This is a genomic window from Chloroflexia bacterium SDU3-3, assembly GCA_009268125.1.
Taxonomy (GTDB): domain Bacteria; phylum Chloroflexota; class Chloroflexia; order Chloroflexales; family Roseiflexaceae; genus SDU3-3.
This window is the reverse complement of the sequence record WBOU01000004.1, coordinates 38,718-61,101: the sequence shown is the minus strand read 5'-3', so window position 1 is coordinate 61,101 and position 22,384 is coordinate 38,718. Positions and strand designations below refer to the sequence as shown.

Annotated in this window: 16 protein-coding genes; 9 read left to right on the top strand and 7 right to left on the bottom strand. The window is 66.3% G+C overall.

Annotation, left to right across the window (positions count from 1 at the left end):
* Positions 1-125 precede the first annotated feature (125 nt).
* From F8S13_07580 to F8S13_07565, 4 genes are all read left to right on the top strand, one after another.
* A complete protein-coding gene (locus F8S13_07580) occupies positions 126-1,424 on the top strand; it encodes a hypothetical protein (protein ID KAB8143763.1) in 1,299 nt (432 codons plus the stop codon).
* A 131-nt stretch (positions 1,425-1,555) separates the two neighbouring features.
* Positions 1,556-2,542: a hypothetical protein gene (locus F8S13_07575; GenBank protein ID KAB8143762.1), complete on the top strand. Its 987-nt coding sequence runs from the start codon at positions 1,556-1,558 to the stop codon at positions 2,540-2,542.
* Positions 2,539-3,366 carry an alpha/beta hydrolase gene (locus F8S13_07570; protein ID KAB8143761.1) on the top strand — a complete coding sequence of 276 codons (828 nt, stop codon included), beginning with the start codon at positions 2,539-2,541 and terminating at the stop codon, positions 3,364-3,366. The genes F8S13_07575 and F8S13_07570 overlap by 4 nt, the downstream gene beginning before the upstream one ends.
* Positions 3,367-3,396: 30 nt before the next feature.
* Positions 3,397-4,422, top strand: a complete 1,026-nt coding sequence (locus F8S13_07565; protein ID KAB8143760.1) for a fumarylacetoacetate hydrolase family protein — start codon at positions 3,397-3,399, stop codon at positions 4,420-4,422.
* Between the two features lie 53 nt (positions 4,423-4,475).
* Here F8S13_07565 and F8S13_07560 read toward each other — a convergent pair whose 3' ends face one another.
* The 4 genes from F8S13_07560 to F8S13_07545 all read right to left on the bottom strand — a co-directional run bounded on the left by F8S13_07560 (position 4,476) and on the right by F8S13_07545 (position 9,404).
* A complete protein-coding gene (locus F8S13_07560) occupies positions 4,476-5,156 on the bottom strand; it encodes a response regulator transcription factor (GenBank protein KAB8143759.1) in 681 nt (226 codons plus the stop codon).
* A 206-nt stretch (positions 5,157-5,362) separates the two neighbouring features.
* Positions 5,363-7,303 (bottom strand): YegS/Rv2252/BmrU family lipid kinase, encoded by a 1,941-nt coding sequence (locus F8S13_07555; GenBank protein ID KAB8143758.1) that lies wholly within the window; start codon positions 7,301-7,303, stop codon positions 5,363-5,365.
* Between the two features lie 47 nt (positions 7,304-7,350).
* A complete protein-coding gene (locus F8S13_07550) occupies positions 7,351-7,878 on the bottom strand; it encodes an NUDIX domain-containing protein (GenBank protein KAB8143757.1) in 528 nt (175 codons plus the stop codon).
* Between the two features lie 74 nt (positions 7,879-7,952).
* Positions 7,953-9,404, bottom strand: a complete 1,452-nt coding sequence (locus F8S13_07545) for a HAMP domain-containing protein (GenBank protein ID KAB8143756.1) — start codon at positions 9,402-9,404, stop codon at positions 7,953-7,955.
* A gap of 261 nt (positions 9,405-9,665) precedes the next feature.
* On the opposite strand from F8S13_07545, the gene F8S13_07540 reads away from it, so the two are divergent.
* On the top strand, positions 9,666-12,419 hold the full coding sequence (locus F8S13_07540) for a beta-galactosidase (GenBank protein KAB8143755.1): 2,754 nt from the start codon (positions 9,666-9,668) through the stop codon (positions 12,417-12,419).
* A 75-nt stretch (positions 12,420-12,494) separates the two neighbouring features.
* Here the strand turns inward: F8S13_07540 and F8S13_07535 are convergent, their stop codons facing one another.
* The 3 genes from F8S13_07535 to mnmE all read right to left on the bottom strand — a co-directional run bounded on the left by F8S13_07535 (position 12,495) and on the right by mnmE (position 16,866).
* Entirely contained in the window at positions 12,495-13,442 is a 948-nt protein-coding gene (locus tag F8S13_07535; GenBank protein KAB8143754.1) for a class I SAM-dependent methyltransferase, read from the bottom strand.
* A 509-nt stretch (positions 13,443-13,951) separates the two neighbouring features.
* Positions 13,952-15,214 carry a DUF58 domain-containing protein gene (locus tag F8S13_07530; GenBank protein ID KAB8143753.1) on the bottom strand — a complete coding sequence of 421 codons (1,263 nt, stop codon included), beginning with the start codon at positions 15,212-15,214 and terminating at the stop codon, positions 13,952-13,954.
* A gap of 278 nt (positions 15,215-15,492) precedes the next feature.
* On the bottom strand, positions 15,493-16,866 hold the full coding sequence (gene mnmE, locus F8S13_07525; protein ID KAB8143752.1) for a tRNA uridine-5-carboxymethylaminomethyl(34) synthesis GTPase MnmE: 1,374 nt from the start codon (positions 16,864-16,866) through the stop codon (positions 15,493-15,495).
* Positions 16,867-17,189: 323 nt separating this feature from the next.
* Here mnmE and F8S13_07520 point away from each other — a divergent pair, with 323 nt between their 5' ends.
* The 4 genes from F8S13_07520 to F8S13_07505 all read left to right on the top strand — a co-directional run bounded on the left by F8S13_07520 (position 17,190) and on the right by F8S13_07505 (position 22,356).
* Positions 17,190-18,482 (top strand): AAA family ATPase, encoded by a 1,293-nt coding sequence (locus tag F8S13_07520; GenBank protein KAB8143751.1) that lies wholly within the window; start codon positions 17,190-17,192, stop codon positions 18,480-18,482.
* A gap of 2 nt (positions 18,483-18,484) precedes the next feature.
* Positions 18,485-19,243: a hypothetical protein gene (locus tag F8S13_07515; protein ID KAB8143750.1), complete on the top strand. Its 759-nt coding sequence runs from the start codon at positions 18,485-18,487 to the stop codon at positions 19,241-19,243.
* A gap of 1,096 nt (positions 19,244-20,339) precedes the next feature.
* Positions 20,340-21,845, top strand: coding sequence for an alpha-N-arabinofuranosidase (locus F8S13_07510; GenBank protein KAB8143749.1), 1,506 nt, complete (start codon positions 20,340-20,342; stop codon positions 21,843-21,845).
* A 112-nt stretch (positions 21,846-21,957) separates the two neighbouring features.
* A complete protein-coding gene (locus F8S13_07505) occupies positions 21,958-22,356 on the top strand; it encodes a hypothetical protein (protein KAB8143748.1) in 399 nt (132 codons plus the stop codon).
* Positions 22,357-22,384: the final 28 nt, after the last annotated feature.

The window sequence follows — 22,384 nt, the reverse complement described above, 5'->3', positions numbered from 1 at the left end:
TGTGATAGAATAGCCGCAGCCTGCCGTGGCTTCTGCATCGCGGCAGCGGAAAATTGCCGCATTGCAACGCCAGATCGGCTTAGTTTCTACCTTGCCCCATCGGGCGTAACAGGAAGGAATCACGCATGGCGGAATCAGATACGATTCTGCAGCTTGGAATCGAGGCCGCGCGCGAAGGGAATCGCGAAGAAGCACGCAACCTGTTTAGCCTGCTCACGCGCCAGGACCCGGACAATGTCCAAGCTTGGCTGTGGCTGGCTGGGGTTGCCGAGGGCCCCGATGAACGCCGCGCTGCCCTTGAACATGTGGTTGCGCTTGAGCCCAGCAACGAGATGGCGCGCAAGGGCCTTCAGGCGCTTGGGGTTGACCCCGACAGTGTGAGCGGCAGGCCCGCCCCCACGCCGGTTGCCACGCCGCCCCCGCCCGCTGCGGCGGATCTGAGCGAAGAAGATCTCTATGCCGCCGAGCTTGACTCGGCTTTTGATGATTACGATATGGTCGAGAAGGTGGGCGGCACGCCGCGCAACGAGCCGACTGGCTACGGCGACCAGGGCGACGACGAGTCCGCCAGCGCTGGGGCGTTTGCCTCTTCCTCCTCCAGCAGCGCCCGCGAGCGCGTCGAGTCCCGCCGCAGCGCCCGCACCCGCTCCCTGATAGATGAGGATAGTGGCACTATGACCCGCGCCCCCTTCCAGATCACACCTTTGGCCCGCCTCCTGATCGGCTTTGCGGTCGTGCTGCTGCTCGGCTTTCTCATCTTCAGCCTGTTCTTCAATAAGGGTAATTCTGGCACTGCTGGTGTTCCCACACCGGTGGCCAGCGCCACCGCCGATGCCTCGGGCCTGCCCTCGGCCACCTCGGTCACCACCGATACCACCGGCATCGGCGGCACCGGCGCGATCTCGGGCACCGACATGCTGACGCCCACCGACACGCTAGAGCCGACCCCAGTGCCCGCCGAGCCGCAGCCCGGCAGCTACGCCGACCCGGCCACCGCCAACCCCGAACAGGTCGCCATTGGCACCACGCTTGAGGCCAACGGCTGGGGCTACACCTACCCCGACGCCACCTATGCCGCCTCGCTGGGCAGCTCGGTTGGCGGGGTGAACGCGCAGAATGGGCGATTTGCGGTAATCCTTGCGTTTATTGCAAATAAGACTGGTACCGAGCAGGTGATCCCAGCCGATCTGTTCGTGCTGAAGGATGCGCAGGGCCGCGTCTACCCGGCGAACACCGCCGCGTCGCGGGCGTATGTCCAGCCGGGCATCAACGCCGATAAGAGCCTTGAGGACACGCTGCCCGCCGACGGCGAGTCGTACAGCGTGGCGCTGGTGTTTGATGTCGCCCCCGATGCGACCAACCTGGTGCTGTTCACGCGGGCGAATCAGGGCCAGGGCTTCCTGGTGCTGAACAGCGTGCCCTAGCGCCTGACGCTGCGGCGCAGGCCACCTGCCCACAAGTGAACGTGCGAGGCCATAGCACAGTGGCCAGCTGCGAAAGACGAAGGCGTACCATCCTTCGTCTTTCGCATGTCTGACGGAAATGGCAGGAACCCATGCGTGAGCAGACCGACGCCCCCCCCACCCTTCTTGCGGCAGCCCAGCGCGCCCGCCAGCGCGGCGATCTGGCCGCAGCCCGCGCGCTGCTGCGGGCGATTACCGCGCAGCATCAGAGCGTGCAGGCCTGGCTGATGCTGGCCAGCGTGGCCGAGACTCTAGAGGAGCAGCGCAACGCCCTGCGGTATGCGCTACAGCTTGACCCTACTAACCAGGTGGCACAGCGTAGCCTGGCAGTGCTGCGCGCCGCCGTAGCCGAGCGCGAGCTGGCGGCCCGCCCTGCGCACCCTGCGCCGCCATCCCCCGCGCCTGCCGCCCAGCCACGGCCCGCCGTGCGCCTGCGGCCCCTGCCAGGGCCTGCCCAGCCCGCGCCGCGCCAGCGCTGGCTCACCGGCGGGCTGCTGGCGCTGGCCCTGGTGCTGGTGGGCGTGCTGCTGGTGGCGCACCCCTGGCGCGAGGCGGCATCGCCTGGCCTGGGCGGGGTGGCGAGTGTCGCCACCCCCGCTCAGCCGCCCAGCGCGGTGCCGCCCACGCTGTCGCCGGCCACCCCCACCCTGGCGCTTGCGCCCACCCCCACCCCGGCCACCTTTGGCACCTTTCAGCACCAGGGCGCGTGGAGCGTGAGCCTGCTGCGGCCCAGCGATGCGGTGCGCCTGAGCGGCAGCATTGGCACGCTGCAGCCGAGCGGGCGGTTTGTGCTGGCGCTGGTGGCGGTGGGCAATGGGTCGGCTGGCGGCATGCTTCCTGCCAAGCTGATCACCCTGAGCGATGGGAGCGGCAGGCGCTACCACCCTATCCCCGCCGCGTCATCGGCCTATCTGAGCGCCTATGGGGCAGGGCAGGCAGGCATCTTTAGCATGGAGCAGCATATCCCTGGGAATCAGCAGCTGGTGAGCGTGCCGGTGATCTTTGATGTGCCCGCCGATGCGCGTGGCCTGATGCTGGCGGTGGGCGATGATCCCCAGGGCTGGAGCTTGGGCCTGTGATAGGAAAGCTGTATGGTGACCCCCAGCCGCGCTATGATGAGGTGGCGCAGATGGCCTATGTGGCGGCGGGCGACGATGGAGAGCCGCTGGTGATGGTGCATGGCTGGGCGGCGTTTAAAGAGATCTGGTGGTCGTCCATGTGCGATCTTGCCCGCGACCACCGCAGCTTTGCGCCCGACCTGCCGGGGCACGGCGGCACCGCCCTGGGCGCATGCCGCACGATCGAGCAGCTGGCCGAGCGGGTTGGACAGTTCTGCGATGCCGTGGTCGGTCAGCCGGTGACGCTGCTGGGGCACTCGATGGGTGGCGATATCGCGCTGGCGCTGGCGCATGCCCGCCCCGATCTGGTGCGGCGGTTGGTGCTGGTGGATGCTGCTGTGCACGGCGAGGATCTGCCTTTTGTCACCCGAGCCTACCTGCTGCCCACACACGGCTACGCGGCGCTGCGGCTCACCATCCACCTCTGCCAATATACCCGCGTGCTGGCCAGCCAGGTGCCGCATATCCACCGAGGCGGGTCATTCTGGCCCACGATGCGGCGGCTCTCATACGCCTCACGATACGACCCGGATGTGATGCACCTGCTGCTGGGCAGCCTGATCCGCGCACCGCTGCTTTCTTATGCCCGCGCGGTGCGCGTGCCGACGCTGGTGGTGAGCGGCTCGCTCGACCCACTGGTGCCCGCCGCGCTCTCGCGCCGCCTGGCGGCCAGCATTCCAGGCGCGCGCTATGTGGAGCTGCGCGGCGCGGCCCACAACCCGATGGACGACCAGCCGCTGGCCTTTAACCGTGCGCTGCGCACGTTTTTGGAGGAGACCGCCTAGCCCGCGCTGGCTGAGCCGATGGAGGATACTGTGCGATTTTTGACCTTTAGCTATCTTTCACCCCGTCCGCGCGTGGGGGTGCAGCTTGGCGGCGCCGTGATCGATCTTTCTGCTGCCGCCCCGCTGGTGTTCGAGCATCTGGAGCGCCCGCACTGGACGCTGCTGGACATCTTGCAGGGCCAGCCCGACGGTATGGGCGTTGATGGGGCCGCCGAGATTGCCGCTGCGGTGCTCGATCAGCTGGGGATCTATGGGGCGGATGCGCTTCAGGAAGCGCCAGATCTGGTGGAGGACATGTCGAGCGGGCCGCTCTCGATTGGCGGGGCCGAGATGGTGCTGCCGCTGGATGAGGTGCGGCTGCTGGCCCCGCTGCCGCGCCTCGGCACGCTGCGGCTGTTCAATGTGTTTGAGGAGCATGCCCTGGCAGCGGCCAGCCTGCGCCACGGCGGGCTGCTGCCCGAGTGGTATGAGCAGCCGCTGTTTGCCTTTGGCAACCCCAATGCCATCCTCGGCCCCGCCGAGGAGCTTGACATGCCGCAGACCGCGGCGCTTGACTATGCGCTGGGCGTGGCCTGCGTGATCGGGCGCGCTGGCCGCGATATCGGCGAGGATGAGGCCGAGCAGCATATTGCGGGCTATATGGTGATGAACGGCTGGTGCGCGCGCGACCTGGAGCGGCTGGAGCTAGCGGCGGGCTATGGCCCATCCAAGAGCCGCGATTTTGCCAGCTCGCTGGGGCCGGTGCTGGCCACGCCCGACGAGATCGAGGAGCGCCTGCTTCCCGATGGCCGCTATAACCTGGCCATGGTGGCGCGGGTCAACGGCCAGGAGGTCTCGCGCGGGAACATGCGCGACGCCTCGTTCACCTTCGCGCAGATGATCGCCAGCGCATCGCGCGATGCCACGCTATACCCCGGCGATGTGCTGTTCAGCGGGGCGGTGGGCGGCGGCTCGCTGCTGGAGCAGACCGAGGGCCGTGGGCCGTGGCTTGAGCGCGGCGACGAGGTGGAGCTGGAGATCGGTGGGCTGGGGGCGCTGCGCACGCCGATCCGCTAGGCATCCGATGGCAGCACAAAGGGGGCGCGTACACACGCGCCCCCTTTGTGCTGCTAGGCGCTGAGCACATAGGGTGTGGCGATCGTGGGCACCTCGTCCTCTTCGTCCTCTTCGTCCGCAAAGGGGATGGGATCGGCCAGCGACCAGCGGGTCCACCACATCACCAGCGACACCGGCGAGTTCACGCCGACCTTACGGCAGGCTCGGCTCAGCGTGTCTTGCACGGCCTTGATCGAGATGTTTAGCTCCTCGGCCACGGCGCTCTCGCTGGCCCCAAGCGAGTAGAGCGTCACCACCTCCTGCTCGCGCTTGGAGAACTCGAGTGGCCCGCGCAGCATGGACTGGGCCAGCTGGTGCGAGCGCACGCATGTGGCAAAGCCGCCCTGCACCGCGATGTCGAGCAGCGGCAGTAGCTCGGGGATGGTGATGCCGGGCATAATGTAGCCATTGGCGCCGGCGTGAAAGGCGTTCATCTGCCGGTTGAGCGCTGGTGCGGTGTCGAAGATCACCATGGGGATGGATGCCACCGAGGTGAAGAAGCGGTGCATCTGCAGCGATGGCGTCTCCTGTGCGGCGACGACCAGCAGCGCCGCGCTGGGATCATGCCTGGTTTTGTTGTTGATGACATTCCAGCGACGGCTAGTCTGGAGATGGGTGCGGAGTTCGCCAGGGAGCAGCTGGTGAGGGTCTAGAATAATAAGATATGAGCGTTGGTTTGATGTATGTGTTGTCATGAAGACCGTACCTACGAAAACGTTGACAGCCTCATTAGTATAGCACTCTGCTTGTTTTATTACTAGAACCTAACCGCATATCCTTTTATCGATACGGGCTTGGTTGGCCATACGCTCTTCTAGCTAGGATGTGTCAAGCGATATATGAGTTCCTGCCATGCCAAGCCCGAGTGTTACTTAAATTTATGCCTAACTATGTTTATAGCCTAGCGCCGTATCTGTCGCTTCACACCCTTCCCCACCAGCCGGAACAGCTCGGCCAGGGCCATGCCCACCCCCGCGCCGCTCACCACATCGCCAGGGTAGTGCGCGCCCAGGTAGACCCGCGAGAACCCGACCAGCCCGGCTAGGCCAAACAGCAGCGGCGCAAGCCTGGGGTGGTGGCGCGCCAGAAGATAGGCACCGCCAAACGCCGCCGCGCTATGCCCCGAGGGGAACGAGTAGTTGCCGGGCTTGCGCCCCACCACCACCGCCCGCACCACCGAGATAAACGGGCGCTGCCTGCGGAACACCTGCTTGATCGGCCCCTCCACGGTGGCGGCGGTGAGCCAGAGCGCGGGCAGCACCTCGCGCAGCACCTCGCGCTGGCGCGAGTCGCGCAGCGATGCCGCGATCAGGCCTGCGGCCCAGGCGTCGCCGCGGTTGAATGCGGTGGTAAGGCCGATAAAGAAGGCGTCGGCCAGCGGCGGGTGCGGCAGGCTGTTGATGGCAAGAAACACGGCGGTATCGAGCTTGCGCAGCGGCCCAAGCCGCCGCAGCAGCGCATCCTGCAGCAGCTGCCGCTCGTGTGCGGGCGCGGCGGGGTGATCGGCGCTAGGCTGGGTGGCCTGCTGCACCCCCTTGGAGAGCGCCTCCTGATCCTGCGGGCTGGGCGCGGCGGCGATCTGGGCGGCCACCTCGCCGATCACGGCCTGGGGGCGCTGCTCGGCAGGTGCCTTGGCTGCCTGCTCCACCTGCTCGGCGGCGGCCTTGGCGCTCTCGGGTGTGGGCACCTGCTGGGCCACGGTGTGCTCGCTCACGCCCTTGGACATCTGCTCAAGGTCGTCGATCACCTTGTCGGCCTGCTCGGGCGTGCGGATGCTGCGCAGGGCCTGCTCGATGCTGTGCTGGGTCTGCTGGGCCGCCTGCTCGTCCTGCTGGGTCATGCCATCTTCCCCTTGCTGTTGGGCCTGCCCGGCCCGCCGCATCATGCCGATGATCGGCGAGGCCTGCGCCGCGTGCGGCACCACCACGCGCACGGCCTTGGGCACCACCGAGACGGTGATCGGCGTGGTGCCGATGATCTCGCCGTCGGCCTGCACGGGCAGCGGGCGGTCGCTGGCGATAGTCGCCGAGCGAAAGATCTTCTGGTAGGCGATGTTGGTGCTGTTGGGGTGTCGCCCGCTGAGGAACTGGTAGATCACGCGGGGGTAATCCACTAGCGTCCGCACTTTCACCACACATAGGTCGAGGTGGCCGTCGTGCGGCTGGATGTGCTCGCCCCAGGTCAGCGGCTTGGCCCCCAGCGTGCCGGCGTTGGCCACCAGCACCTGGGCGGCCCGTGGCCGCAGGCGCTTGCCATCCACCACGATCGTGAAGCGCGGCGATTCGAAGCCGAACACGTTGCGGGCCAGCGTGCGCATGTAGGCCCAGCGCCCCAGGGCGCGCTTGGCCTCGCGGTCGGTGTCTTTGATCATCAGCGCATCCAGTCCCACCCCGATCTGCAGGATGAAGTGCTGCTCGCCCAGCTTCATCATGTCTAGCTGGCGCTGGGTATGATCGCCCGCTAGCAGCGCCGCTGCCTCGGGGATGGTGCCTGGGATGCCCAGCTCAAGCGCCAGCACATTGGCGCTGCCCGCCGGGATGATGCCCAGCGGCACATCGCTGCCCACCAGCGCATCGGCGACCATCGAGACCGTGCCGTCGCCGCCGGCGGCCACCACGATATCGCAGCCCTCGTCGAGGGCGCGGCGCACTTGGCTGCGCACATCGTCCTCGGGCTGGGTCTGGTAGATCTGGTAGGCCCAGCCCTGCGCGGGGAATGCCTGCTCCAGCGCCGCCGTCACCGCATCGGGCGTTGTCCTTCCCGCCACTGGGTTGAGCACCACAAACGCCCGCCGCACCGCCACATCTTGCTCGGTCATCGCGCTTCCTCCCGCACAGAGCATCGCTTCTGGCTGAGCTAGAAAGCAAATAGAGTGCCACAGAGCGCAGGCTATGCCTCTAGCGGTCGCACCTCGCCATGCTCGCGCAGCTGGTGGAAGTAGAGCGCGGCGGCCTGGGTGTGCAGCGGGAAGGCCAGCTCGGCTGGCGCGCTGAGGATGGCCAGCTCGCTCACTTCGTCGTTGGGGGCCAGGGTGGGCAGGGCCTCGCCGGGCAGGGGCGGCGCGACCCCGAAGACCAGAAGCATACCGTCGTCGGCGCTCAGCACGGTGAGCGGGCGGATCTGGGCCGGGTCGGTGGCGATGCCGGTCTCCTCGGCGAGCTCGCGGGCGCAGGCGTGCTGCCACGACTCGCCCGCGTTGATGAAGCCGCCGGGCAGGGCCAGCTCGCCCAGCTTGGGCGGGATGGAGCGGCGCACCAGCAGCAGCCCGCCGCCCACCGGCAGCAGGGTGACGGCCACCGGCAGTGGGTTGACATAGGTGGTATTGGCGCAGGTGGGGCAGCGGCGTGGCCAGGCCATGCCCTCGGGGTAGACAGTGCCGCAGAACGAGCAGTAGGTATGGCGTCGGTAGACGGTCATGGGCTGGCTCCTTGTGTGCGATCGTGTCCTATAACCATACCAAAAGATTGGGCCGTTCACCAGTGCGGGCATGCTCACATCACGGCCTGAAGCCCGCTCTGCAGCGTGCTGTAGGTCTGGATGCCGCGCAGGTCGATATTGAGCGCCACCATGGTCTGCGCCACCTCGGGGCGCAGGCCGGTGATCACCACATCGGCCCCCAGCAGCCGCACATTCTTGATGATCTGGATGAAGGCGATGCCCACCTGGGTGTCGATCACGGGCACGCCGGTGATGTCGATGATTACGTGGCGGGTGTCGGCGCGGGCGATGGCGTCCAGCACCATCTGCTGCACGCTCTGGATGCGGCCCTGGTCGAGCGCGCCGATCAGCGGCAGGATGATCACGCTGTTGGAGAGCGGCAGGATGGGCACGCTCATCTCGCGGATGGTGTGCTGCTGCTGCTCGATGGTGGCCAGCTGGCTGGCGCTGGCGGCCTGGGCCTGCTCGGCCAGGGTGCGGGCCCGCTCGGCCTCGCGCACCTGGCTGGCCAGCCGCTGGGTCTGCTGGCTCACCACGCTGGCCATGTGGTTGAAGGTGTCGCCCAGCAGCCCGAACTCGTCGCCGGGTGGCACCTTCACCACCGTGTCGAGCTGGCCTGCGCTGAGCGCCCGCGCCCCATTGGTGAGCGCGCGCACTGGCCGTCCGATCGCGCGTATGAAGTAGATCGCCTGGAAGCTGCTCCACAGCAGGGCCACCACGATCATGACCAGCAGAGCGAGGAAGGTTCTCTGGAGCATCTTCTTGGTCGTGTCGATCTCATCGTCGGCGGCGCGGCGCTGCAGGCTGATCAGCAGCTCGAGCGCGCTGACCGCCTTCTGCCCGTCGGGGAAGATCGTCTTGGCCCGCCACGCGGCGGCCTCCTCGACCTTGCCCTGGGCCTGCAGCTCGAACCAGCGCGGGCGGGCGGCGGCATACTTCTGATAGTATTCCTGCCAGACCTGGTAGCCGATCTTCTCTTCGTCGGTCAGGTCGGTGGATGCGTAGGCCTCCAGCGATGTATCGATCTGCGTGTACCACTGCTCGCTCTGCGCGGCAATCTTGGCGCGGTCGTCTGCATTGGCGCTCAGGTACTGCGAGACCCCGTAGCGCAGCTGCCAGAGCGCGTTCTGCGCGTTGGCGAGGTGGATGGCCCCCTGCAGGTGCTCGGCGGTGATGTGGTTGAGGCTCTCTTTGGTGCGCTTGAGGATCTGCCAGCCAAGCAGGCCGATGATCGCCAGCAGCACGATGATGATCATGTTGCTGATGATCAGCTTGGTCTGCACGCGCAGGCGAACGCTGGGCGTGGGCGGGACGGTGGGCATTGCGCCCTGGTAGCGGGTCTGGCTGCTCATGGAATTCGCACTCCTGACTGCGTTGGGCGGGTGCTTGTCCAGGATTAGGTTGCGCGAAGGGCTGCCGTGGGGTGGTCTGCTCACCCTCAGTATAGCCGATGCGTCGCGCGGCTGCCAATGCATTATGCGGGATGCAATCGGCTGATAGGACATGGCGCGCGGCGGAACTGTGATCGGCTTGTCATCACTTGTGACAAGGATGTACCCAGCTAAATATGGTACTCGGCCTAACAATCGCTGATTCTGAGCAGCGCAATGCTGTATTTGACGCGCTCCCTGATCGGTAGTACATGGGCTTTACGGTGGCAGGCGCTCTTTCGCATAGCCAAACGGTATGCTGTCCGTGCGCTTCCTCATGCTGCCGGGCTGCCGGTCGCCGAACGACCCTCATCCATAGGACAAAGGAGTTCGCCCATGGCCCCGATCTTCCAGAAACGCGCTGCTCTGGCGCTGCTGGCCTGCCTCATGTTTGCGGCGCTGCTGCCGCTGGGTGCGGCGCAGGCGGCTATGGTGCCCAAGGTTCCCCCGCTGGCCACGCCGTGGACCGCGCAGGTCTCGGCTTCCAACCCGCTGCCCGAGTATCCGCGCCCGCAGATGACGCGCGGCGCGTGGCAGAGCCTAAATGGCGAGTGGCAGTTCGCCACGGCCACCGCTAGCCAGACCCCTCCCTTCGGCCAGACGTTGGCCGAGCGCGTGCTGGTGCCCTTCCCAATCGAGTCGGCGCTGTCGGGCATCATGCGGCACCACGATCGGATGTGGTATCGCCGCACCTTCACCCTGCCCGCCGCGTGGGCGGGCCAGCGCGTGCTGCTGAATTTCGGCGCGGTCGATTGGCAGGCCAGCGTGTATGTGAACGGCCAGAGCATCGGCGCACACCAGGGCGGCTTCGATGCCTTCAGCTTCGACATCACCGCCGCGCTTATGGCGGGGGGGAGCAACGAGCTGATCGTGGGTGTGTATGACCCCACCGACAGCGGCGGGCAGCCCTTGGGCAAGCAGCGCAATAGCCCCAGCGGCATCTGGTATACGCCCGCCTCGGGGATCTGGCAGACGGTGTGGCTGGAGCCAGTGGCGGCGGCCCACATCACGCGGCTGGACATGACCCCGGATATCGCGGGCCAGACGCTGCGGCTGGTGGTGCGGGGCGAGGGCATCGCCGGGCAGACCGTGCAGGCCACGGCCTCGGCTGGGGGCCTGCCGGTGGGCAGCGCCAGCGGCGCGGTGGGGGCCGAGCTACGCATCCCCGTGCCCAGCCCGCACCTCTGGTCGCCCGAGGATCCCTTCCTCTACGATGTGGATGTGAAGCTGGTGGGCGGCGGCTCCACCGTCGATCAGGTGGGCAGCTACTTTGGCATGCGCTCGATCGGGCTGGCCACGGTGGGCGGCGTGCTGCGCCCTGTGCTGAACGGCAGCTTTGTGTTCCAGGTCGGCACGCTCGACCAGGGCTACTGGCCCGACGGGATCTACACCGCGCCCACCGATGAGGCGCTCAAGTTCGACATCCAGAAGGATAAAGATCTTGGCTACAATATGCTGCGCAAGCATATCAAGGTCGAGCCGCAGCGCTGGTACTACTGGGCCGACAAGCTGGGCATTTTGGTGTGGCAGGACATGCCCTCCATGAACACGGTGGCCCCATCCGACAGCGCCAAGCAGGAGTTCGAGCGCGAGCTACGCGAGATCATCGACGAGCACCGCAGCTCGCCCGCCGTGATCACCTGGGTGATCGAGAACGAGGGCTGGGGCCAGTTCGACCAGGCCCGCATGGCGGATGTGGCCAAAGGCATGGATCCCAGCCGACTGGTGGACAATATGAGCGGAATCAACTGCTGCGGCGCGGTAGATGGCGGCAACGGCGACATGGCCGACTGGCATGTGTATGTGGGGCCTGGCTCGCCCACGCCGTCGGCCACGCGCGTGGCGGTGCTGGGCGAGTTCGGCGGCCTGGGCCTGCGCGTGGCGGGCCACGAGTGGAGCGCGGGCAACGGCTTCGGCTACGAGATGGTGAGCGATGGCGCGGCGCTGACCAGCCGCTATGTGGCCATGGTGCAGCAGCTCCAGTCGCTGATGCAGAAGCCCGGCCTGAGCGCCGCCGTCTACACCGAGATCACGGATGTGGAAAATGAGGTGAACGGCATGCTCACCTACGACCGCGCGGTGATGAAGGTGGATGCCAGCGCGGTGAAGGCCGCGCACCAGAGCCTGATCAGCGCCTCGCGGCAGTTCGGCACGCTGCTGCCGGGTGCCTTGCTCTCGCTGCAGGTGACAACGGCGGGCTATACCGACCGCTATGTGCGGCATCAGGATGGCGTGGCCAGCACGGCGGTGGTGGCGGGCAGCAGCGATGGGCTGCTGAAGCAGGATGCGACCTTCAAAGTGGTGGCGGGGCTTGCCGACGCCAGCTGCTACTCGTTCGAGTCGCGCAATTACCCCGGCCAGTACCTGCGCCACTGGAACTACCGCATCCGCAAGGATGCCCGCGATGGCTCGGCGCTTTTCGACCAGGATGCGACCTTCTGCGCACGGCCTGGGCTGGGCAGCGCGCCCGGCTTCTCGCTTGAGTCGAAGAACCTGCCGGGCTACTATGTGCGCCACCGCAATGCCGAGGTCTGGCTGGATGCCTTCGCCGACACCGCCGGGTTCCGCGCCGATGCCACCTGGGCCGCCGCACCCGCGTGGTGGCGCAGCGGTGCGAGCCTAGCCAGCGGCGCATACCAGTCGCTGCAGGTGACGACGGCAGGGCTGACCAACCGCTCCATCCGCCACAAGGATGCGCTGGGCTATACCGAGGTGGTGGAGAGCGGCAGCGATGGGCTGCTGAAGCAGGATGCGACCTTCAAGGTGGTGGTGGGGCTTGCCGACGCCAGCTGCTACTCGTTCGAGTCGCGCAACTACCCTGGCCAGTACCTGCGCCACAGTGGCTACCGCATCCGCAAGGATGCCCGCGATGGCAGCGCCACCTTCGATCAGGATGCGACCTTCTGCGCTCAGCCGGGATTGGCTGGCGCGGGTGTCTCGCTGGAATCGTACAACTACCCCAATCGCTACATTCGCCACCGCAACGCCGAGCTGTGGATCGCCAGCAACGGCGGCCCCAACGCGTGGGATAGCACCGCCTCGTTTGTGGCCGATGTGACGTGGGCGGTGGTTGCGCCCTGGGCACCCTAGCTACCCAGCACACAGCCGAGCAAGCATGCCACGGCCCTGGCGAATGCTCGTCGGGGCCGTGGCATTGCTCGTGGGCTAGGCGCGCGCATCCAGCAGCGTGGCCGCGCCCCACCAGTATGGGTAGATGGCGTGCGCGTCAATCGCGCCAAAGCCCGCCGCCCGCAGATCATCGGCCCAGGCTGCAATCGGCTGCTCGTAGTTGGTGCGCAGGGCGCTGCGGTCGAAGTAGCCAAACATCACCGGCATCAGGAAGCCCTGGCTCACCAGCCCGTGGTCGCTGGCGTACTCGGCCAGGCCCTGCTCGTAGCGCTCCAGCACATAGCGCACATAGCTAGGCTCGAAGAAGTTGCGCACGGCAGGTGCGTCGAACTCGGCGATCAGCAGCCGGTCGGTGTGCTGCCGCAGCCAGCGCAGCATGGGGCCGCGCTCGGCGGGCGGGATAGACTGCAGGCTGTAGGTGGCCTGGATGAGATCCCAGCGCTGGCCGTGCTGGCGCGCGAAGTCCTGCAGCGTGCTGGGGTAGATGGTGTGGGCTACGCCGCGCTGTTCGAGCTTGGCCCCCAGCTCGGCGGAGAGCGCCGCCGATGGTTCGACCACGCCCACATGGGCGACCTGTGGCACCAACGCGGGGATGAGCGCGTGGCCGTTGCCTGCCCCCACATCCAGCAGCCGCAGCTGGTCGTGCTGCTCGTAGATCTGCCGCAGCAGCCGGCTTGTCTCCACATACAGCGGCACATTCCCGCCGCTGGTGATGAAGGCGGTGAAGGCCCCGCCATCGACATAGACCTGCTGTCTGCCCTGCTGGGCCACGCGCCCCAGGTAGATGGCGGCCTCGGCGAATACCCGGCTGTCGGGCTGGGATGCGGCGGCGGCCTGGGCGGCCTGCTGCGCGGCGGCTATGTCGTCGTGGGCGAAGGCAATCAGTGCGTAGTAGAGCTGGGCGGATGCTGTGCTGGGGGCGATCAACCGCAGCGCGGGGTAGCCCTGTGCGGCGTAGACCTGCCAGACCTGCTCGATCTCCATCGGGGTTTCCTTTTTCTTGTGCTGAAAGCGCCCGCGTGCTGGTTTGCATCGCCTGGGCGCGGGTGGCTACTGCGCCGCCGCCCGCTGCGAAGCCTGCGCGGGTGGCATGCGGGCCTGATCGTTCGGCTCGGGCTGCTGGTATTCGGAGCTGACCGCTGCGCATTGGGGTCTGGTTTGCTTCCCAGCGCGCGGGCAATGGTGTGCCCCTCTCGAAGGTTCCAAGCGCGCGTGTTTGGAATGGATGCGCCCCCCTCGAAGGTTCTTCACACCCCCCTCGAAGGTTCCAAACGCGGGCGTGAAGAATGGATGCGCCCCCCTCGAAGGTTCTTCACACCCCCCTCGAAGGTTCCAAACGCGGGCGTGAAGAATGGATGCGCCCCCCTCGAAGGTTCCAAACATGCACGGTAAGAACGTTCAGCGGCAGCCCTGAAAGGCCTTCCGATGGGCGAGAAGGCGCACGGTGGAAGTGAGGCGTGTATTTGCGCTGAGCGGGGACTTCGAGGCAGCGCTTAGGCACGGCCCGCCGCCACCGGCTCGCGGAACAGCTCGGGCGTGGAGAGCGCATCCTCCAGGCGCTGGCCGTAGCGGTAGAGGTAGGTGGGCGTCCGCAGCTCGGCCAGGCGCTGTTGCACCGCCAGGGTATCGCGCCAGCCGCCGAAGGACTGCGGGTCGACCAGCACCACCACCGCGCGCACGCCACGGTAGCGCAGCTGCTGCAGGCTGGCCACCCAGCGCTCATCGAGCGAGGGCGTGACGATCACCAGCGTGCAGTTGCGGCCAAAGCGGGCGCTCTCTGCCGCCAGCACCTCGGCCAGCGGCTGGACGCCGTGGGCGCGCAGCACCGCCAGCGCCTCCAGCATCTTGAAGATCTGGCGCGACTCGCGCTCGGCGGGGATCACCTCGCGGTGCTGGCCCCAGGCCACCAGCCCCACGGTGCGATTCTTCTCGATCAGGTGGCGCATGATCGAGGCGGCGGCCTGCACGGCGTACTCCTCGGTCGACTCGCTGATGCGCGGCTCGCCCTCGCCCCTGCGGCGCTGCCCGGCCAGGGCCTGGTGCACGCGCTCCTGCATGTCGAGCACCACATAGATCTCGGCGGTGGGGTCTAGCTCGAACTCCTTGACCATCATCCTGCCGGTGCGGGCGGTGCTGCGCCAGTGGATGCGGTTGAAGCTATCGCCGGGCTGGTACTCGCGGATGGAGGCGACGTTGGGCGTCACGTGGTAGGCGCGGCTCTTCACATCCTGGCCGCCGGGCAGCTCGGCGCTGGGCATGCTGAACTCGGGCAGCGGCGTGGTGCGGGGGTAGACCAGCACCTCGCTGGTGGCGTCGAAGCTGCGGGCGAACTGGAAGATGCCGAAGGGGTCGCCGCTGACCAGGGTGGTGGGGCCGAGCGTGAACTTGCCGCGCATGGTGCAGGGCGTCTTGGCCGTCCAGCGGCGGCGCTCGCGGGGCGGCAGGTAGGCCACGAAGCCCGGAGCGTGCAGCGGCATGTCCGAGTGGTCGCGCAGCTCGATCCAGAGCTTGGGGATGGGCCAGAGGTTCTGCACCGAGATGCGCTCCTGGGCCACGCCGCCCACCTGGGTGCGGCTGGTGAAGGTCTCGCGCTGCACGCGCAGGCCGCGCAGGTTGACCCAGGCCCACACCGCCGAGATCGCCAGCAGCGCCAGCATCATGTAGAACAGGTGGAAGAACAGGCGGATGCCCGTGCCCTGCGCCACCAGAAAGCTCAGCAGCGCGAGCGCGAGGATGCCCAGCGGTCGCAGGTTCATCGGCGGTCTCCTTGTGCTACGTCCCCACCCCAGGCGGTAGGGACGATGCGTTCTCGCTCGGCAGAGCGTTTTTACCACCAAGACTCCAAGACACCAAGGGACGAAAAGAAACGAATACCACGAAGGCGCGAAGACACAAAGGGAGACCGCAACCGATCTTGCGGGGGCTGCCGCGCTGGGGCGAATGTCGGCGCGGCTTCCAGCGTGGCCCGTTCGCCCCGGCGCAAAGCGTAGAGCGCCTAGCCCCAGCCCAGGCGGCTGCCGAGCGTGCGGGGCCGCTACTTCCCAATGCAGAACCGGCTAAAGATCGCGGCCAGCAGGTCGTCGCCCACGGCCTCGCCCGTCACCTCGCCGATGGCGGCCAGCGCCGCCGTCAGGTCGATGGACAGCAGGTCGGGGCTGATGCCGCGCTGGTGGCCGCGCAGGGCGTCGCGCAGCAGCTGGGCGGCGCGGCCCAGCGCGTCGCGGTGGCGCGGGCTGGTGATCAGCCGCCCCTCGCCCAGCGAGATACCGCCCAGCAGCTGGCTGGCCACGGCGTCGCGCAGCGCATCCAGCCCCTCGCCCGTGGTGGCCGAGATGTGCACCAGCGGCGCGGCGGGCAGCAGGGCCTGGGCCTGGGCCACGCGCTCGCTCGGGGCATCGCCGCCCAGCAGGTCGCGCTTGTTCAGCACCACCACGGCCTGCTTGCCCTCGGCCAGCACCGCGATCTGGCGCTCGTCCTCGCCTATGTCGGCGGTGGCATCTAGCACCAGCAGCACCAGCTCGGCGCTGGCCAGCGCGGCGCGGCTGCGGCCCACCCCGATCTGCTCCACCGGGTCGAGCGTCTCGGTGATGCCCGCCGTATCCACCAGCACCACAGGGATGCCGCGCACGTTGGCGGTCTCCTCCAGGGTGTCGCGGGTGGTGCCGGGGATGGGGGTGACGATGGCGCGCTCGGTGCGCAGCAGCGCGTTGAGCAGGCTGGACTTGCCCGCGTTGGGCCGCCCGATCAGCGCGGCGCGCGCGCCCTGGCGGTAGATCACGCCCTGGTCGGCGGTGGCCAGCAGCGCGTCGAGCCGGGCCAGGGCGGCGCGCACGGGCCGCTCGACCTCGTGGGCCTCCACCTCGTCCTCGGGGAAGTCGATCAGCGCGGTGACGTAGGCCAGCGGGGCCAGCAGCTCCTCGCGGATGGCGGCCAGCTCGGCGGAGAGCCAGCCGCCCAGCTGGGCCTGGGCCAAGCGCAGGGCCGCGTCGGTCTTGGCCTGGATGACATCGAGCGTGGCCTCGGCGCGGGTCAGGTCGATCCTGCCGTTGGTGAAGGCGCGCATGGTGAACTCGCCCGGCTCGGCCAGCCGCGCGCCGTGGGCCAGCGCCAGCCCCAGGGCGCGGGCCAGCACCAGCGGCCCGCCGTGGCACGAGATCTCGGCCACATCCTCGGCGGTGAAGCTGCGCGGGCCGCGCATGAACACGGCCAGGGCCTCATCCACGCGCTCGCCGTCGGCGGCCACCACGTGGCCGTGGCGCATCTGGTAGCTGCGCCAGCGGCCAGGGCGGGTAGGCGCGAACATGGCCTGCAGGATGGGCATCGCGCCCCTGCCGCTCAGGCGGATGATGCCGATGCCGCCCTCGCCAGGCGGGGTGGCGATGGCTGCGATAGTGTCGTCGTAGAGCATGCGGGGATTATAGCACGGGCGGGCGGGGCAGGGCCGCGAAGATGTTTAACCACCAAGGCTCCAAGGCTACAGAGGGGGATGCCAGGAAGAGGCGAAGGGGAAAACGATTTGCCCCCACCATATCAAGACGCGAAAAGAACACATAGGCCCTGTGATCGAGGCGCGGCCCTTTTGTGTTGACTGGCGAAAATAGTCCGCCATATAATGAGCACGCAATACAGTATATGTGAAGACAGTAGTTGTGTTGTTTTGATCGAGAGGGCAGTAAGGGTGCTCTTTTTCTGACAACATATCAAACATATCGATGAGCAGTAGGAGCGTGTATGTACCTGCACCGAGTGATCCTTGATCATATTCGAGGCTTTGAGCATCTTGATTTCACCCTTGCCCGACCAGATGGCAGCTACGCTGGCTGGACGGTGTTTACGGGCGATAATGGCGCAGGGAAAAGCACGCTCCTCAAGGCCATCGCGATGGGGCTGACAGGCCGCGATACCGCGCGGGCGCTTCAGCCAAATCTCAATCAGTGGGTGCGGCATGGGTCGCCAGATGAGAAAGGCAGCATTACGCTAGAGATCAGCCGTGTTGCGCAGGATGATACCTTTGTTAGCACGGGGAAGACGCCAGTCTCGCGCTTCAGTGCGAATCTGCTGCTGCGGAATACGTCGAGAGAAACGATTATAGAGATACCCGCGAAGAGAAAATCTTTGCTGCCTTCGGAACGAAGCATCTGGGCGGTCGACGCACCGGGCTGGTTTTCCTGCGGCTATGGGCCATTTCGTCGAGTGTTTGGTGCGTCATCAGAAGCAACTCAATTGATGATGGCCCCCAGAACGCAACGATTTGCCACCATGTTTCAAGAGGCGGCGTCGCTCCAGCAGGCCACCCAATGGCTGCGCGAGCTGCGCTATAAGGCGCTTGAGGGAAGGCGAGTCGATCAAGAGCAGCTTGATATGCTCCTTGAGCTTTTTAATGATTCGCTGCTGCCCAATCAATTGCGGATTGATCGGGTTGATTCGGATGGGTTGTGGCTAGAGGATCGGCATGGTATCCAAGTAGTGTGGGAAGATATGAGCGATGGATACCGTGCGATGCTCGCACTCCTGACTGATATCCTGCGACATCTGATTGATACATATGGCACGCAGGGCCTTTTTGCGCATGACTCGGAAGGAAATGTGATCATTAATCGCAGTGGTGTGGTGCTGATAGACGAGATCGATGCGCATCTCCACCCCGAGTGGCAGCGTGAGATAGGCTTTTGGCTCAAGCAGCGTTTTCCCCACATTCAGTTTTTGGTGAGCACCCATAGCCCGATTATCTGCCAGGCTGCCGATCCGAATGGCCTGTTTGTTCTGCCCGAGCCTGGGGGTGATCAGCAGCCCATGGCGCTGAGTGAGGATGACTACCAAAAAGTCATCGCATCGCGGCCCGATACGATTCTGCTCACCTCGGCGTTTGGCCTAGAGAACACGCGCTCGCCACGGGCGGTGCAGGCCCGCAGCGACTATGCGCGCCTCCAGGCCAAGCAGCGGGCTGGCGCAAAGCTGACCGCCGATGAGCGCCGTGATATCGAGCAGCTTGCGCTGTTTGCGCAGACTGATGAGGAGCTATAGCGATGCGCCGTGTTTTTCGCATAGCTCTATCGGAGGGTTCGTCGAGATCATTGGATGAGCGGCAAGCGAGAGCAGATGCGAGCCATCAGCAGAGAACTTTAGATATTGAGCATACATGGCAGACTGCGCGCCGCACCAAGCCGCTAAAAGAGGCATTACGTGTGCTTTGCTCTATGGCGGGGCCGCGCGAGCGCTGTATGTACTGCGGTGATTCGCATGGCACTGACATCGAGCATTTTTGGCCCAAGGCTGACTATCCGCAGCGCATGTTTTCATGGCCCAACATGCTGCTTGGCTGCGCCGAGTGTAATCGGCTCAAGTCCAATACTTTCCCGCTGATTGATGGCGCTCCTGGCCTGATCGACATTTCGGCTGAGAATCCTTGGGACTTTCTCGACTTTGATCCGGTTACAGGCAACATTGCCCCTCGCTATAGCGCTACGGGCGAGCCTTTCATCAAGGGCGAGCATACCACTAGCATTTTTCATCTTGATCGGCGCGAGGCTCTAGCGCGTGGCTATAGGAAGACCTTTCTGCGCCTTTGTCGTGTGGTTCAGCAGATGTTGGAGGCACCTGAGCAGCAGTCGTACGCTATCATCGGCGAGCTATTGGAAGAGGACGACCACGGGCTGCTTGGATGGTGCTTCGAGGGCACTGGCTATCTCGTCGCGCCCTTCTGCGATCTGCGTGAGCAGTATCCGGCGCTGTGGCAAGCCTGTTTCGAGGCATACAGACAGAGCCAGAATCTGCCGCAGGTGTAGCAATTCGTACTTGGTGCCACTTCTGGGGCTGTTTCCGCATCGTTTCCGCGTCGCTCCAACCGTAGGCAATGCTTGGAGGGTTGCACGGTTGGGGCGACCGGCAGCGGCTTCGATGGGGAGGGTTGCTCGTGGTTGCTGGGTGGATGCCCTGCGCGGGCGGCGGCTAGGGGCCAGCCCTCGCCTGGTGTTTGGGGCTGTTTCCGCGTCGTTTTGGGGGCGCTTCAACCGTAGGCAATGCTTGGAGCGTTGCACGGTTGGGGCGACCGGTTGCGGCTTCGATGATGACGGTTCCTCTTTTGCGCTGGGTGGATGCCCTGCGCGGGCGGCGGCTAGGGGTCAGCCCCTAGGTCGACCGGGCACCAATGTGCCATTCACGATAGCGGTTGCTCTTTTGCGCTGGGTGAATGCCCTGCGCGGGCGGCGGCTAGGGGCCAGCCCCTAGCGACCCCGCGATGGGGCGATGCCCCCTTCGAACCCCCAATTTTGGGCGTTCCCGTGCTGCAAGCTAGCGGCTGGTGTTCGTGCATATGGCCAGTTTGCATGAGTGGCACCTTCGCCGCATGGGCCGGGTGGGTAGAGTTCTGCGTCACGCCGGAAGGGGATTGCGTCACGCCGGGAGCCAGTTGCGTCACGCCGGGAGCCAGTTGCGTCACGCCGGGAGCCAGTTGCGTCACGCCGGAAGCCAATTGGGTCACGCCGGAAGGGGATTGTGTCACGTCGGAAGGGGATTGTGTCACGTCGGAAGGGGATTGCGTCGCGGCGGAAGGGGATTGTGTCGCGTCGGAAGGGGATTGCGTCGTGTTGGCTTGGCCCATCCAGCGAAGGTGCGCCCCTCTGCCTGCTGGCCATGATCCTGACCGTAGCGGGAAGGCCTTGCCCAGCGCAGGCAGCGCGTTTTTCTCCTTGGAGTCTTGGTGTCTTGGTGGTGAATCGCGCTCTCTCCTTCGCGTCCTCGTGGTATTCGTTCCGGTGTTTTCTTGGCGTTTTGGCGGTGAAAAACTCCCCCCGAACTGCCGCTTTTCAGCTTCCCCCCGCTCGTGTATAACAGAGGTGCGCGTGCTGCACCGCTGCGCACGCAGACAGAGGAGCCAGAGCTATGAACGCCACCCCCCAGTCCGCCCGCGTCTCTATCGACTTCGACCGCGTGATCGCCCCGATCTCGCCGCTGCTGTTCGGCGGGTTTGCCGAGCACATGGGCCGCTGCATCTACGAGGGCATCTACGACCCGCGCTCGCCCCACGCCGACGAGGACGGCCTGCGCACTGATGTGCTCGATGCCCTGCGCGAGCTGAACTACCGGATCATCCGCTACCCGGGCGGCAACTTCGTGAGCGGCTACCGCTGGCTCGACGGCGTGGGGCCGAGGGATGAGCGCCCGCGCCGCCGCGAGCTGGCCTGGCACTCGATCGAGACCAACCAGTTTGGCACCCACGAGTTCATGCGCTTCTGCCAGAAGCTGGGCACCCAGCCCATGCTGGCGGTGAACCTGGGCACCGGCAGCATCCAGTCCGCCGCCGACCTAGTGGAGTACTGCAACGCGCCCGTGGGCAGCTACTACGCCGACATGCGGGCCAGGAATGGCCAGGCCGAGCCGTGGGGCGTGAAGTACTGGTGCCTGGGCAACGAGATGGACGGCCCATGGCAGATCGGCCACCGCGAGGCCGCCGACTACGCCCACACCGCGCTGGAGGCCGCCAAGCTGATGAAGATGCACGACCCCAGCATCAAGCTGATCGCCTGTGGCTCCTCGAACAGCACGATCGCCAGCTACCCCGCCTGGGATCGCACCGTGCTGGAGACCTGCTGGGAGCAGATCGACTACCTCTCCATGCACTACTACGCCAACAACAACGCGGGCGATACCGCCAGCTACCTGGCGCTGGCCCGCCAGTTCGAGTGCCACATCGACACGCTGGCCGGGGCGATGCGCTACGCCAAGGCGGCGCGGCGCTCGAAGCACGATGTGCACCTGTGCTGGGATGAGTGGAACGTGTGGTACAAGGCCGATATCGAGTACGACGGCTGGCAGGAGGCCCCGCACCTGATCGAGGAGATCTACAACCTGGAGGATGCGCTGGTGGTGGCGCAGTGGCTGGGCGTGTTCCTGCGCCGCGCCGATGTGCTGAAGATCGCCTGCGTGGCCCAGATCGTCAACATCATCGCGCCCATTCTCACCACCGCCGATGGCCTGCTCAAGCAGTCGATCTTCTACCCCTTCCAGCTGTTCAGCCGCTACGCCAGCGGCAACGCGCTGGACCTGGGCGTGCGTGCGCCGACCTACGAGACGCGGCAGTTTGGCGATGTGGAGCTGCTGGATGCCTCGGCCAGCCACGACCCCGAGACGGGGCGCAGCGCCCTGTTTCTGGTGAACCGCAGCCAGGATGCCGACCTGCCGGTGGAGCTGCGCTGGCAGAACGGTGCGCCCCAGCGCATCACGGGCATCTACCGCGTGGCGGGCGGCGACCCCAAGCTGGTCAACAGCTTCGCGCAGCCAGGCGCGCTGGGCATCGAGCGGGTGGACGCGCCCGCGCAGCCCGCCGAGGCCGCCACGATCACGCTGCCGCCGCTCTCGTTCAGTGTGGTACTCTGTGAGGGCGCGTAGGCAGCCCCGGGTAGCGCCTGCGAGCGGGGCGCGGCTTGGTGGCGTGCCTCCCCCTCTCTTTTTCTGGGCTGGAAATCATCATACTCTCACATTGAAGCATCGGAGGATGGCTATGCAGAAGGTCGTGCGGGTTCTGATCTGCGGCGGGTTTGGGCTGGGCGTGTGCGCGCTGGCGAGCTGCCTGCTGTTTTTTGCGATCGCGGTGTTTGGCGGCACGCGGGCGGGCGAGGCGTTTGCCTTCAGCCTGCTGGTGGGGCTGGCGGGCGCTGGCGCTGGCGCGGTGGTGGGGCTGGCGGTCGCCTACTTTGGGGTGGATGCGCTGGGCGGCTTCGCCATCGGCGCGGCGGTGTCGTTTGCGATTGCGGGCATCTACGTGCTGGCGGTGGGCGAGCCGGGGCGCTACGCCTACTTCGTCAGCGAGTCGCGCCTGATCTTTCTGGTGATGTGGCTGCCGGTCTGCACGGCGGGCATCAGCACGTCGCTATTCAGCGGCTTTCTGGCCGCGCGATGACCGTGCGTGGGCGTGGTGCCCGCCCCGC

What these genes read in the sequence shown, in the direction of transcription:
- F8S13_07580 (KAB8143763.1), top strand. Translation starts at nt 126, where the DNA reads ATGGCGGAATCAGATACGATTCTGCAGCTTGGAATCGAGGCCGCGCGC.
- F8S13_07575 (KAB8143762.1), top strand. Translation starts at nt 1,556, where the DNA reads ATGCGTGAGCAGACCGACGCCCCCCCCACCCTTCTTGCGGCAGCCCAG.
- F8S13_07560 (KAB8143759.1), bottom strand. Translation starts at nt 5,156, where the DNA reads ATGACAACACATACATCAAACCAACGCTCATATCTTATTATTCTAGAC.
- F8S13_07555 (KAB8143758.1), bottom strand. Translation starts at nt 7,303, where the DNA reads ATGCTCTGTGCGGGAGGAAGCGCGATGACCGAGCAAGATGTGGCGGTG.
- F8S13_07550 (KAB8143757.1), bottom strand. Translation starts at nt 7,878, where the DNA reads ATGACCGTCTACCGACGCCATACCTACTGCTCGTTCTGCGGCACTGTC.
- F8S13_07545 (KAB8143756.1), bottom strand. Translation starts at nt 9,404, where the DNA reads ATGTCCTATCAGCCGATTGCATCCCGCATAATGCATTGGCAGCCGCGC.
- F8S13_07540 (KAB8143755.1), top strand. Translation starts at nt 9,666, where the DNA reads ATGGCCCCGATCTTCCAGAAACGCGCTGCTCTGGCGCTGCTGGCCTGC.
- F8S13_07535 (KAB8143754.1), bottom strand. Translation starts at nt 13,442, where the DNA reads ATGGAGATCGAGCAGGTCTGGCAGGTCTACGCCGCACAGGGCTACCCC.
- F8S13_07530 (KAB8143753.1), bottom strand. Translation starts at nt 15,214, where the DNA reads ATGAACCTGCGACCGCTGGGCATCCTCGCGCTCGCGCTGCTGAGCTTT.
- mnmE (KAB8143752.1), bottom strand. Translation starts at nt 16,866, where the DNA reads ATGCTCTACGACGACACTATCGCAGCCATCGCCACCCCGCCTGGCGAG.
- F8S13_07520 (KAB8143751.1), top strand. Translation starts at nt 17,190, where the DNA reads ATGTACCTGCACCGAGTGATCCTTGATCATATTCGAGGCTTTGAGCAT.
- F8S13_07515 (KAB8143750.1), top strand. Translation starts at nt 18,485, where the DNA reads ATGCGCCGTGTTTTTCGCATAGCTCTATCGGAGGGTTCGTCGAGATCA.
- F8S13_07510 (KAB8143749.1), top strand. Translation starts at nt 20,340, where the DNA reads ATGAACGCCACCCCCCAGTCCGCCCGCGTCTCTATCGACTTCGACCGC.
- F8S13_07505 (KAB8143748.1), top strand. Translation starts at nt 21,958, where the DNA reads ATGCAGAAGGTCGTGCGGGTTCTGATCTGCGGCGGGTTTGGGCTGGGC.